The organism is Streptomyces sp. NL15-2K, from assembly GCF_030551255.1.
In the GTDB taxonomy this organism is placed as follows: domain Bacteria; phylum Actinomycetota; class Actinomycetes; order Streptomycetales; family Streptomycetaceae; genus Streptomyces.
Window position 1 is genome coordinate 6834016 of record NZ_CP130630.1, and the last position, 12349, is coordinate 6846364.

At 70.4% G+C, this 12349-nt stretch carries 9 protein-coding genes and 1 pseudogene; 2 read left to right on the forward strand and 8 right to left on the reverse strand.

Features of this window, described 5'->3' with window-relative positions; all coding sequences use genetic code 11:
* Positions 1-3 precede the first annotated feature (3 nt).
* Positions 4-2325, reverse strand: a complete 2322-nt coding sequence (locus Q4V64_RS30875; protein ID WP_124439956.1) for a WD40 repeat domain-containing protein — start codon at positions 2323-2325, stop codon at positions 4-6.
* A gap of 99 nt (positions 2326-2424) precedes the next feature.
* Positions 2425-2865, reverse strand: coding sequence for a helix-turn-helix domain-containing protein (locus tag Q4V64_RS30880; protein WP_124439955.1), 441 nt, complete (start codon positions 2863-2865; stop codon positions 2425-2427).
* A gap of 170 nt (positions 2866-3035) precedes the next feature.
* Between Q4V64_RS30880 and Q4V64_RS30885 the strand changes: the two are divergent.
* Positions 3036-4118: pseudogene (locus Q4V64_RS30885) on the forward strand (MFS transporter); the annotation flags it as partial.
* An 80-nt stretch (positions 4119-4198) separates the two neighbouring features.
* Here the strand turns inward: Q4V64_RS30885 and rarD are convergent.
* Positions 4199-5212: an EamA family transporter RarD gene (rarD, locus tag Q4V64_RS30890; RefSeq protein WP_124439954.1), complete on the reverse strand. Its 1014-nt coding sequence runs from the start codon at positions 5210-5212 to the stop codon at positions 4199-4201.
* Between the two features lie 179 nt (positions 5213-5391).
* A complete protein-coding gene (locus Q4V64_RS30895) occupies positions 5392-6246 on the reverse strand; it encodes an SDR family oxidoreductase (RefSeq protein ID WP_124439953.1) in 855 nt (284 codons plus the stop codon).
* 93 nt (positions 6247-6339) lie between these two features.
* Here Q4V64_RS30895 and Q4V64_RS30900 point away from each other — a divergent pair, with 93 nt between their 5' ends.
* Positions 6340-6729, forward strand: coding sequence for a helix-turn-helix domain-containing protein (locus tag Q4V64_RS30900; RefSeq protein ID WP_124439952.1), 390 nt, complete (start codon positions 6340-6342; stop codon positions 6727-6729).
* Between the two features lie 20 nt (positions 6730-6749).
* Here the strand turns inward: Q4V64_RS30900 and Q4V64_RS30905 are convergent, their stop codons facing one another.
* The 4 genes from Q4V64_RS30905 to Q4V64_RS30920 all read right to left on the reverse strand — a co-directional run bounded on the left by Q4V64_RS30905 (position 6750) and on the right by Q4V64_RS30920 (position 12293).
* On the reverse strand, positions 6750-7829 hold the full coding sequence (locus Q4V64_RS30905; protein ID WP_124439951.1) for a 2-oxoacid:ferredoxin oxidoreductase subunit beta: 1080 nt from the start codon (positions 7827-7829) through the stop codon (positions 6750-6752).
* Positions 7822-9750, reverse strand: coding sequence for a 2-oxoacid:acceptor oxidoreductase subunit alpha (locus Q4V64_RS30910; RefSeq protein ID WP_124439950.1), 1929 nt, complete (start codon positions 9748-9750; stop codon positions 7822-7824). The genes Q4V64_RS30905 and Q4V64_RS30910 overlap by 8 nt, the downstream gene beginning before the upstream one ends.
* Before the next feature lie 271 nt (positions 9751-10021).
* Entirely contained in the window at positions 10022-10681 is a 660-nt protein-coding gene (locus Q4V64_RS30915) for a response regulator transcription factor (RefSeq protein ID WP_301184517.1), read from the reverse strand.
* 199 nt (positions 10682-10880) lie between these two features.
* Entirely contained in the window at positions 10881-12293 is a 1413-nt protein-coding gene (locus tag Q4V64_RS30920; RefSeq protein WP_303712872.1) for a sensor histidine kinase, read from the reverse strand.
* Positions 12294-12349: the final 56 nt, after the last annotated feature.

Below are 12349 nucleotides of genomic sequence, written 5' to 3' on the forward strand. Positions count from 1 at the left end.
CGCTCACGCGTCCAGGCGCAACGACGCCATCAACAGGCCACCCCCGCCGACGAGCACGGTGAGTTCCGGGCCCGTCTCGACCGCCGCCATCACCCCCATCAGTCCCGGAACACGCAGCACTTCGCCCAGGGTTCGGCGCGCGGCCAGGTCCCACACCCGTATCTCACCGTCGACGCTGCCGGTGACGGCGAGGGCGCGGCCGTCGGGCAGCACGGTCGCGGCGGTCGTGGTCACCCAGCTGGTGTGGCCGGTGAGGGGGTCCGCGATCGCTTCACCCGTCAGGGGGTCCCACACCAGGGCGTCCCGGCCGTGGCCGGTGACGGCGAAGGCGCGGCCGTCCGGGAGCACCGCGGCGGACAGAGATGTGAGGAACCTCCGTTCAAGACCGGACAAGGGGGCGCCGACGGGTCTGCCTGTCGCGAGGTCCCATGTCAGTACCGTGTCGTCGTCGCCGGAGATGACGAGAACGCGGTCGTCGGGCAGGAGCAGGGCGCTCACCGCGGTGACGGGGTCGGTGTGGCCGGTCAGGGGTTCCCCCACCGGCCGGCTCGTCGCCAGGTCCCACACCCGGACCGTCGTGTCCTCGCTGCCGGTGACGGCGAGGGCACGGCCGTCGGGGGTGGACAGGGCGGCCACCGTGTTGACCCAACCGGTGTGGCCCCTCAGGGAACTGCGTTCGCCCGTGTCCAGGTCCCACACGTATGCGGCCGTGTCGTCGGCGTCGGTGATGACGAGGATGCGGCCGCCCGGCAGGACCAGGGCGGTGGTCGCGTTGACCGGGCCGCTGTAGCCGGTCAGGGGCTGTCCGACCGACTGGCCCGTCGCGGCGTCCCGCACCTGAACCGTGTCTTCCCCTTCCCTGCTGGTGAGGGCCAGGATCCGGCCGTCGGGAAGGGCGAGGGCGGCGACCGAGTTGACCATGCCGGCGGGATCGTTCGCAGGTCCGTCGAGCGCCCCGCCCGATGCCAGGTCCCACACCCGTACGTCCAGGCCGCCGGCGACGGCCAGCGTGCGGCCGTCGGGCAGCATCACATCGGTCACCGACAGCAGCCCGCTGACGCGGGACACGACTTGGCTGGTCGGCGGGCTGGTGGATATGTCCCAGACGCGCACCTCACCGTTGTCGTCACCGGAGACGGCGATGGCGCGGCCGTCCGGCATCGCCACCCCGGTCACCGCCGCGATCGATGAGCGGTGCCCGGTCAGGGGCGGGCCGGCCGGGCGGCCGGACGGGATGTCCCAGAGCCGCAGAGTCTTGTCGTCGCTGCCGGTGACGGTGAGAGTGCGACCGTCGGGCAGGGTGAAGGCGCCTGCCGCGGTGACGCGGGAGGTGTGCCCGGTGAGGGGTTGGCCGACGGGCCGGCCCGATACGAGGTCCCACATCCGGACCGTCGTGTCGTTGCCGCCGGTGACGGCGAGGGCGCGGCCGTCGGGCAGCACCATTGCGGCCATGGCTCTCACCCCGCCGGTGTGCCCGGTCAGGGGCGGGCCGACGGGGTGGCCGGACGGGATGTCCCACATCCGGACCGTCGTGTCGTCGCCGCCGGTGACGGCGAGGGCGCGGCCGTCGGGCAGGAGGAGGGCGCTCACCGCGGTGACGGGGCCGGTGTGGCCGGTCAGGGGTTCACCCACCGGCTGGCCCGTCGCCAGGTCCCACATCCGGACCGTCTTGTCGTCGCTGCCGGTGACGGCGAGGGCGCGGCCGTCGGGGAGCGTCAGAGCGGCCACGGCGTTGATGCCGTCGGCGTGGCCGGTCAGGGGTTCGCCGACTTCCAGACCCGTTGCCAGGTCCCACACGCGCACCGTGGGGTTGTCACCGACGATGTCGCCCGTGACGACGAGGGCGCGGCCGTCGGGCAGCACCGCCACCGTGGCCGGGCCGACGGTTCCGGTGACACGTTCGCCGTGCTCCAGCGGCCAGTCCACCCAGCGCATGCGCCACCCGCCGGAGGTCTCGGGAAGGCCCGGCAGACCGGCACAGCGGGCATACGCCCACAGCGTGGTCGCATTGCCCCGCGGGCTGTCCCACTCCCAGGCGTGTGCCGCCTGCCGCCACACCCCCAGCAGATCCCGTCCGCGCCTTTCCAGCGACAGCGCGTCGAACGTCCCCGCGGCGGACACCGCTCGCAACCGGCCGGCGTCCACGTACGGCAGGAACTCCCACGACAGGAACCGCTCGTCCAGAACTCCGCCCGCCGCCGCGTGCTCCACGGCGTGCCGCCGCACATACGCGGGCGGGACTCCGGCCGGGTCGGCCATCCGCGCCAACTCCCCGGCGATCCGCGCCTCTACCGCGCGGCGCTCCGCCGCAGCATCCGCCGCCACGCGACCACTCCCGCCCCCGTCCCCGCCGTCCGGTGGGGCTCCACTGTAGGAGCAATACCCACTCGTCACCCGGAAGTTCGCGGAACTGTGCGATGGGCACTAAACGGCTTCGGCCCCACCTCGGTCGTATGCCGACCGCGCCGCCGCGATCTCCTCCTGGTGCGCCTCGGTCCACGTCACCAGGGACCGGATCGTGGCGTGCAACGTGCCGCCCAGCGGCGTCAGTTCGTACTCCACCTTCGGCGGCACCACCGGATGCACCGTCCGCTTCACCAGCCCGTCCCGCTCCAGCGAGCGCAGCGTCACGGTCAGCATCCGCTGGCTGATGCCGTCGATCTCCCGGCGCAGCTCCGTGAACCGCAGCCGCCGGTTCTCCAGCAGCGCGATGACGAGCAGCGACCACTTGTCGGCCACCCGGTCGAGGATCTGCCGCACCTGGCAGTCCTCCCGGGTGTCCCACTGGAAGGGGTCGGTGTCGCCGTAGTCCACGGCGTCGGTGCCCGCGCAATAACTCGGTGACTTCAAAGTGCCCTCTTCCATAGTCTCTTGATGCTGCCGCAGGGTGGAGGCGGTTACAAGAGGGAACCGACCCTCAGTCCCGTAACCGCTCCGATCTCTACATGTGGAGTGCTGCCATGGGCACGCGCGCTTGGGCGCTGTTACTCGTCCTCTGCGGAACGATCTTCCTGGAGGGCATCGACGTCGCGATGATGGCGGTCGCGATCCCGTCGATCAGATCCGATCTCGGGCTGACGACCGGCACCGCGGCCTGGGTGATGAGCGCCTACGTCCTCGGCTACGCCGGATTCACCCTGCTCGGCGGCCGGGCCGCGGACCTGCTCGGCCGCCGCCGGATGTTCCTGCTGTGGCTGACGGTGTTCCTGCTCTTCTCGGGGCTCGGCGGCTTCGCGACCGAGGGCTGGATGCTGGTCGTCGCCCGCTTCGTGACCGGGGTTTCCTCCGCGTTCATGACGCCGGCCGCGCTGTCCCTGATCACCACGTCGTACGAGGAGGGCCGGCAGCGCGAGAAGGCTCTGCTGGTGTTCGCCGGTACGGCGGCCGGCGGTTTCTCGCTCGGGCTCGTCGTCGGCGGCCTGCTCACCGAGCTCGGCTGGCGCTGGGTGTTCTTCGCGCCCGTACTGATGGCGGGCGCGCTGCTCCTGGCGGCCGTACGGCTGATTCCGCGTCAGCGGGAGGTGCCGGCCCCGGACCGGCGCACGTTCGACCTCCCCGGTGCGCTCACCGCCGCCGGGGCCATGCTGCTGGCCGCCTACGCCGTCGTACGCCTCGAACACGGTCTGGACGGCTGGCAGTTGACCGCGGCGTCGGCCCTCGCGGCGCTGCTGCTGGCCGCCGTCTTCGTAGCCGTCGAGCGGCGCACGGACGCCCCGCTGGTGCGGCTCGGCATCCTGCGCAAGGGCCCGGTCGTGCGTGCCGATCTGGGGGCGCTGCTGTTCGTCGGCGCCTTCTTCGGCTTCCAGTTCATGGTGACCCTGTACTTGCAGGAGCTGCGCGGCTGGTCGTCCCTCCAGACGGCGATCGCCCTGGTGATCATGGGCTGCGACGCGGTGCTGGCCCCGACCCTCACCCCGAAGCTGGTCACCCGCTACGGCAACGCCCGCGTGATCGTCGGCGGCTTCGCTCTCGCGGTCGTCGCCTACGGGCTGTTCCTGCCGGTCGGCATGGACTGGCCGTACCTGGCGATGTTCCCGACGCTGTTCATCGCGGGCACGGCCTTCGCGCTGGCGTACGGGCCGCTGACGATCGCCGCGACGGACGGGGTGGCGGAGTCCGAGCAGGGGCTGGCGAGCGGGTTGCTGACCACGGCCACGCAGTTCGGCTCGGCGGTCGGGATCTCGGCGGTGACGGCCGTCTACGGCTTGGCGTCGACCGGATCGGGTCCGGAGGCGACGCTCTCCGCGTTCCGTGCGGCGCTCACCGTGCCCGTCGTCATGGTGGTGCTGGGCCTGGTGGTCTCGGCCCTGAGCGTGCGGGCGGCCCGGCGCGCGGTGCGCAGGGCGTCCCAGGTGAGCAGGGTCAGCGCCAGCCAGACCAGCGCGAACCCGGCCCAGCGCTCGGGCGGCATGGCCTCGTCGAAGTAGAAGATGCCGAGCAGGAACTGGAACACCGGGGCCAGGTACTGCAGCAGCCCCAGCGTGGACAGGGGCACGCGGATCGCGGCCGCGCCGAAGCAGACGAGGGGCAGCGCGGTGACGACGCCGGTAGCGGCGAGCAGGGCCGCGTGTCCCGGGCCCTCGGTGGCGAAGGTGGCCTCGCCGTGCGCGCCCAGCCACAGCAGGTAGCCGAGCGCGGGCAGGAACTGGATCGCGGTCTCGGCGGTCAGCGACTCCACGCCGCCCAGGTTGACCTTCTTCTTCACCAGGCCGTAGGTGGCGAAGGAGAAGGCGAGGGTGAGGGAGATCCACGGCGGCTGCCCGTACCCGATGGTCAGCACGAGCACGGCCGCGAAGCCGATCCCGACCGCCGTCCACTGCACGGGCCGCAGCCGCTCCTTCAGGAGCAGCACGCCCATCGCGATGGTGACCAGCGGGTTGATGAAGTAGCCGAGCGAGGCCTCGACGACGTGACCGGAGTTCACGGACCAGATGTACAGGCCCCAGTTCACGGTGATGACGGCCGCGGCCACGGCGACGAGGCCGAGCCTGCGCGGCTGCCGCAGCAGTTCGCCGGCCCATGCCCAGCGCCGCACGACGACGAGCGCGACGGCGACGAAGACGAGGGACCACGCCATCCGGTGGGCGAGGATCTCGGCCGCTCCGGCGGGCTTCAGCAGGGGCCAGAAGAGAGGGACCAGGCCCCACATCCCGTACGCCGCGAAGCCGTTCAGCAGACCTATGTGCCGCTCGCCCTTCGACGTCCCGGTCACGGGCCCCTCCCTCTCACGTCCGCCTCGCCTGCACGAAGGTAACGCCGAACGCTCCCGCCTGTCATGCCCGTATCGACATACGGTCATGACAGGCGGGGGTGGTGCGCCCGAGGCCCTGAGGGGGGAGTACGGCCCCGGGCGCGGGTCCGGCTGTTCGTCGCGCTGTGTGCGCGGGCGCTTCAGCCCTTGAGTGCGGTCGCTATCGAGTCGGCGATCGGGCTCGTCGGGCGGCCGATCAGGCGGGAGAGGTCGCCGCTGGAGACGACCAGCTCACCCTTCTCGACGGAGGCGTCCACGCCCGCGATGGTCGCGGCGAGCGGCTCGGGCAGGCCGGCGCCGGTCAGGATGCCGGTGTAGGCCTCCACGGAGACCGAGTTGTAGCCGATCTCCTTGCCGGTCTGCCTGCTGAGCTCGGCCGCGAACTCGGCGAAGTTCCAGGCCTCGTCGCCGCCCAGCTCGTACGCCTTGTTCTCGTGTCCCTCACCGGTCAGCACGGCGACGGCCGCCGCGGCGTAGTCGGCGCGCGAGGCGGAGGAGACCCGGCCCTCGCCGGCGGCCTGGGTGACGGCGTTGTACTGCAGCACCGGGGCGAGGTTCTCGGTGTAGTTCTCGTGGTACCAGCCGTTGCGCAGCAGCACATACGGCAGGCCGGAGGCGAGCAGCGCCTCCTCGGTGCCCCGGTGGTCGTCGGCCAGGGAGGCGGTCATGCTCTCGATGACGCTGGTGTAGGCGAGGAGCGCCACGCCGGCCGCCTTGGCGGCGTTGATGACGGCCTTGTGCTGGCCGACACGGTCGTTGCCGATCTCGCTGCCGGAGATGAGCAGTACCTTGTCGCCGGCCGAGAACAGGCCGTCGAAGGAGGCGGGGGCGTTGTAGTCGGCGAGGGCGATCTTCACGCCGCGGGCCGCGAAGTCGGCGGCCTTCTCGGCATTGCGGACGACCGCGGTGATCTGGTCGGCCGGAACCTTCTCCAGAAGCTGTTCCACGACGTGCCGGCCGAGGTGGCCGGTGGCTCCGGTGACGACGATGCTCATGTGATCAGTACTCCTTGTGGGGTGCGTCTGACCACTAACCGTAGGGGCTGCGCTAACTATGCGAAAGTACCCACTTTGAGGTAAGTTACTGGTATGGCAGTAAGTAACTGGGGCAGTGACAGTGAAGAGATGTGCCCGCACCGCTTGATCCTGGAGCACGTCACCAGCCGCTGGGGCGTCCTCGTGCAGATCCAGCTCCTGGAGCGCCCGCACCGCTTCAGCGAACTGCGCAGGGCGATCGGCAGGGTCAGCGAGAAGATGCTCACCCAGACGCTCCAGACCCTGGAGCGCGACGGTCTGGTGCACCGCGACGCCAAGCCAGTGATCCCGCCGCGCGTGGACTACTCCCTCACCGAGCTGGGCCGCGAGTCCGCCGAGCAGGTGCGCGCGCTGGCGATGTGGACGGAGAAGCGCATGGACGACGTGGAGAGCGCGCGCCGGGCATACGACGAGGCCCGGGCGTCGCAGGCCCGGGCCTCGTGAACCGCTGACGTACGGCCTGCTCAGCCGACGACCGTCCAGGTGTCGCCGCCCGCCAGCAGCGCCGCCAGGTCTCCCTTGCCGTTCTGCTCGACGGCCGTGTCGAGCTGGTCGGCCATCTGGGTGTCGTAGACCGGGCGCTCCACGGACCGCAGCACCCCGATGGGGGTGTGGTGCAGCGTGTCCGGGTCGGCCAGCCGGGACAGGGCGAAGGCGGTCGTCGAGGACGTCGCGTGGGCGTCGTGGACCAGGATCCGGTCCTCGTTCTCGGGGGTCACCGTGACGACCGTCAGGTCACCGGTGGCCGGGTCCCGTACGACCCCGCGTGCGTTGTCGGTGCCGAAGCGGATGGGCTGTCCGTGTTCGAGGCGGATCACCGCTTCCTCGGCCTGTTGCTTGTCCTTGAGGGCGTCGAAGGCGCCGTCGTTGAAGATGTTGCAGTTCTGGTAGATCTCGATCAGGGCGGTGCCCGGGTGGGCGGCGGCCTGCCGCAGCACCTCCGTCAGGTGCTTGCGGTCGGAGTCGATGGTCCGCGCCACGAAGGAGGCCTCCGCGCCGATCGCCAGCGACACCGGGTTGAAGGGAGCGTCCAGCGAGCCCATCGGCGTGGACTTGGTGATCTTGCCGACCTCGGAGGTCGGGGAGTACTGGCCCTTGGTGAGGCCGTAGATCCGGTTGTTGAACAGCAGGATCTTCAGGTTGACGTTGCGGCGCAGGGCGTGGATGAGGTGGTTGCCGCCGATGGAGAGGGCGTCGCCGTCGCCCGTTACCACCCACACGCTGAGGTCGCGTCTGCTGGAGGCCAGGCCGGTCGCGATGGCGGGCGCACGGCCGTGGATGGAGTGCATTCCGTACGTGTTCATGTAGTACGGGAAGCGGGAGGAGCAGCCGATGCCGGAGACGAAGACGATGTTCTCCTTGGCCAGGCCGAGCTCGGGCATGAAGCCCTGGACCGCGGCGAGGATCGCGTAGTCACCGCAGCCGGGGCACCAGCGCACTTCCTGGTCGGACTTGAAGTCCTTCATGGACTGCTTGGCCTCGGCCTTGGGAACGAGTGAAAGCGCCTCGATCGTGCCCGTGCCTTCCGTGGACGTCTCAGCCATCGATGGCCTCCTTCAGAGCCGTGGCGAGCTGCTGGGCCTTGAACGGCATGCCGTTGACCTGGTTGTACGAGTGGGCGTCCACCAAGTACTTCGCCCTGACGAGCGTGGCGAGCTGGCCGAGGTTCATCTCGGGGATCACCACTTTGTCGTAACGCTTCAGGACCGCGCCGAGATTCCGCGGGAAGGGGTTGAGGTGGCGCAGATGAGCCTGCGCGATGGACTCGCCGGCCGTGCGCAGCCGCCGTACCGCCGCCGTGATGGGTCCGTAGGTCGAGCCCCAGCCCAGGACCAGGGTCCGCGCCTCGTGCGGGTCGTCGACCTCCACGTCCGGCACGTCGATGCCGTCGATCTTGGCCTGGCGGGTGCGGACCATGAAGTCGTGGTTGGCGGGGTCGTAGGAGATGTTGCCGGTGCCGTCCTGTTTCTCGATGCCGCCGATGCGGTGCTCCAGGCCGGGCGTGCCCGGGACCGCCCAGGGGCGGGCGAGGGTCTGCGGGTCGCGTTTGTACGGCCAGAAGACCTCGGTGCCGTCGTCCAGGGTGTGGTTGGGCCCCTGGGCGAACTGGACGGTGAGATCCGGCAGCTCGTCCAGCTCCGGGATGCGCCAGGGCTCGGAGCCGTTGGCCAGATAGCCGTCGCTCAGCAGCATCACCGGGGTGCGGTAGGTGAGGGCGATGCGGGCGGCTTCCAGGGCGGCGTCGAAGCAGTCGGCCGGGGTGCGGGGGGCCACGATGGGCACCGGTGCCTCGCCGTTGCGGCCGAACATCGCCTGGAGCAGGTCCGCCTGCTCGGTCTTGGTGGGCAGGCCGGTGGACGGGCCGCCGCGCTGGATGTCGATCACCAGCAGGGGCAGTTCGAGAGAGACGGCCAGCCCGATCGTCTCGCTCTTCAGGGCCACACCCGGGCCACTCGTCGTCGTCACCGCGAGGGAGCCGCCGAAGGCCGCGCCGAGCGCGGCGCCGATGCCGGCGATCTCGTCCTCGGCCTGGAAGGTGCGCACGCCGAAGTTCTTGTGCTTGCTCAGCTCGTGCAGGATGTCCGAGGCCGGGGTGATCGGGTACGACCCCAGGAACAGCGGCAGGTCGGCCTGGCGGGAGGCGGCGACCAGGCCGTACGACAGGGCCAGGTTCCCGGAGATGTTTCTGTAGGTGCCGACCGGGAACGCGGTCGCGGCCGGGGCCACCTCGTAGGAGACGGCGAAGTCCTCGGTGGTCTCGCCGAAGTTCCAGCCCGCGCGGAAGGCGGCGATATTGGCCGCCGCGATGTCGGGCTTCTTCGCGAACTTCGAGGTCAGGAACTTTTCCGTGCCCTCGGTGGGCCGGTGGTACATCCATGACAAAAGGCCGAGCGCGAACATGTTCTTGCTGCGCTCGGCCTCTTTGCGGGTGAGGTCGAATTCCTTCAGCGCCTCGACGGTCAGGGTGGTCAGCGGGACCGGGTGGAGGTGGTAGCCGTCGAGGGAGCCGTCTTCCAGCGGTGAGGTGTCGTACCCCACCTTCTGCATCGCCCGTTTGGTGAACTCGTCCGTGTTGACGATGATCTCCGCGCCGCGTGGCAGGTCGGCGACGTTGGCCTTGAGCGCGGCGGGGTTCATCGCGACCAGGACGTTCGGCGCGTCGCCGGGGGTGAGGATGTCGTGGTCGGCGAAGTGCAGCTGGAAGGAGGAGACGCCTGGCAGGGTGCCGGCGGGGGCACGAATCTCGGCGGGGAAGTTCGGCAGCGTCGACAGGTCGTTGCCGAAGGACGCCGTCTCCGAGGTGAAGCGGTCACCGGTGAGCTGCATACCGTCACCTGAGTCGCCCGCGAAACGAATGATCACCCGGTCGAGGCGGCGGACGTCCTTCGCCCCTGCCGCTTTGCGCTGCTCTCCCACGACGGTTCCGTCGGCCTGCTCCGCTGGGCTACTGACCTGGCTGGTCACTGAACTGGACCTCCCTCGAGGCGGCTGTCTGGGAGCGGCCTTACCGCAGCCCCTCCCAGGATCAACCCTACGACCGTAAGGGTCGCCTTCCCGCGGCCATTCGCATGATGGACACGGTTTTGAGACGGTACGACACCCTGACTTGTCACGATTTACTCGCCCCTCGGCGCTCCCCCTTGAGGACGCTGTCCTCAGCTTCTGCGGTTCTCGCCCTGTGTGGTTCATGGACAGGATCCATCTGGCAGGATCCACCTGGCAGGGTGTCAGATGGCTAGGAGTTCAGATAGGTGAGGACGGCGAGGACGCGCCTGTGGTCCCCGTCGCTCGGGGACAGCCCGAGCTTGAGAAAGATGTTGCTGACGTGCTTCTCGACGGCGCCGTCACTGACCACCAGCTGCCGCGCGATCGCCGAATTGGTCCGCCCCTCGGCCATCAGCCCCAGGACCTCGCGCTCCCTGGGGGTGAGTCCCGCGAGCACGTCCTGCTTACGGCTGCGCCCCAGCAGCTGCGCGACAACCTCCGGGTCGAGGGCCGTGCCCCCCTCGGCCACCCGCACCACCGCGTCCACGAACTCACGGACCTCGGCTACCCGGTCCTTGAGCAGATAGCCGACTCCGTGGCTGGAACCGGCCAGCAGTTCGGTGGCATACCGCTCCTCCACGTACTGCGACAGCACGAGCACGCCCAGCCCCGGATGCGCCTTGCGCAGCTGTACGGCCGCCCGGACCCCCTCGTCGGTGTGCGTCGGCGGCATCCGCACGTCCGCGACGACGACATCGGGCAGCTCCCCCTGCGCATCCAGCTCGGTGATCGTCTTGATCAACGCCTCCCCGTCCCCGACCCCGGCGACGACCTCGTGCCCACGGTCGGTCAGCAGCCGGGTCAGGCCCTCCCTCAGCAACACCGAATCCTCGGCGATGACCACCCGCACCTTGTCCTCCACGATCTACGGCCCCCCACACCCGACTCCACGCCCAACCGGACGACAAGTCCAGCATTCCAGCATTGGGGCGCGGGCGCGGGCGGGGGCGGGAATCGGGGGAAGTCAGGAGGGGGAAGTCAGGAGAGGGGCGAGGAAACTCAGAACCACCACCCCGCTCAGCCCCGCTCCCGCTCAGCCCCGCTCCCGCTCAGCCCCGCCCCGATCCCCCACGCCACGGCAACTCCGCAGTCACCCGAGTAGGGCCACCCACCGGCGAATCCACCACCAGAATCCCGTCCACCGCGTCCAACCGCTCCGCCAGCCCCGCCAACCCGGACCCCGCGGACACATCGGCACCCCCCACCCCGTCGTCCGCGACCTGAAGCATCAGCCGGTCGTCCACCCGCCACACATCCACCGCCGCCCACGTAGCCCGCGCGTGCTTGCTGATGTTCTGCAGCAGCTCCGACACCGTGAAGTACGCGATCCCCTCGATCGCCGGCACCGGCCGCGCCGACAGGTCCACATCCACCTGCACCGGCACCGTGCACCGCGACGCCACCGCCGACAGCGCCGCATCCAGCCCCCGGTCCGTCAGCACCGCCGGATGTATCCCGCGCGCCAGGTCCCGCAGCTCCTGCAACGCCGTCTTCACCTCGCCGTGCGCCTCGTCCACCATCCGCGCGGCCGCCCGCGGATCCTCCGTCAGCTTCTCCTTCGCCAGACCCAGGTCCATGGCCAGAGCCACCAGCCGCGCCTGCGCCCCGTCGTGGAGATCCCGCTCGATCCGCCGCAGGTCGGCCGCCGCGGTGTCGACGACGACCCCCCGGTCCGACTCCAGCTCCACCACCCGCGCCGACAGCCGCGACGGACCGAGCAGCCCGTGCACCATCAGCCGGTCCACCATCGTCAGCGCCCGCACGATCCACGGCGTGACCAGCGTGAACAGCACCCCCACCAGCGCGGTCACGGTGATCTCGAAGGGGTTGTCGAGGTAGACGTGGTGGCCCTCGTCGCCGTACAGCTGGATCCCGCCCTGCCCGCCGTACATCGGGAAGAGCCAGAACCACAGCGGATACGTCATCAGCGTCCACCCGAACGCCCAGAAGGTCACCGCGACGGCGAAGGAGAACACCGACCACGGCAGGTACAGCAGTGCGTACAGCAGCGTCCGCCACGACGTGCCGCTCTTGAGGACGGCCCCCATCCAGGCCATCGCGCCCTGCTTCTTCATCCGCAGCGGCTCCGGAGCGCCCACCTCCAGCCCCAGCAACCCGCGTGCCCGGGCCCGCTCCAGCGCCCCGAACCCACGGCAGCCCGCCAGCCCCGCCGCCAGCACCGGGATCCCGAGGAAGGTCACGAGCAGGCCCGCGCCGAGCGAGACCATCGTGACGGCATACGTGAACAGCAGGACGCTGATCGGCAGACCCAGCAGCACGTACGCCAGCTCGCGCCAGCTGCGCGCCTCGAACGGCGCCCGCAGCCCGGCGGGCAGACGATGCCACCGCCCGCCGCCGCCCGCGCCCGCCCCGCGGGCCCCAGGGCCGCCGTAGGACCCCAGGTCCCGCCCGTACTCGGTTTCGTACGCCGTTCCGTACGCCGTTCCGTACTCCGTGGCCATCGCCGTCGTCCTTCTCCTCGTCCTACGGCTGTGCTGTCGTACCGCCGTACGGCTGT

Bases quoted from the DNA above. Each gene is read 5' to 3' on its own strand.
- Q4V64_RS30900 (WP_124439952.1), top strand. From the start codon at position 6,340: ATGGCAGTAAGTAACTGGGGCAGTGACAGTGAAGAGATGTGCCCGCAC.
- Q4V64_RS30905 (WP_124439951.1), bottom strand. From the start codon at position 7,829: ATGGCTGAGACGTCCACGGAAGGCACGGGCACGATCGAGGCGCTTTCA.
- Q4V64_RS30895 (WP_124439953.1), bottom strand. From the start codon at position 6,246: ATGAGCATCGTCGTCACCGGAGCCACCGGCCACCTCGGCCGGCACGTC.
- Q4V64_RS30880 (WP_124439955.1), bottom strand. From the start codon at position 2,865: ATGGAAGAGGGCACTTTGAAGTCACCGAGTTATTGCGCGGGCACCGAC.
- Q4V64_RS30920 (WP_303712872.1), bottom strand. From the start codon at position 12,293: ATGGCCACGGAGTACGGAACGGCGTACGGAACGGCGTACGAAACCGAG.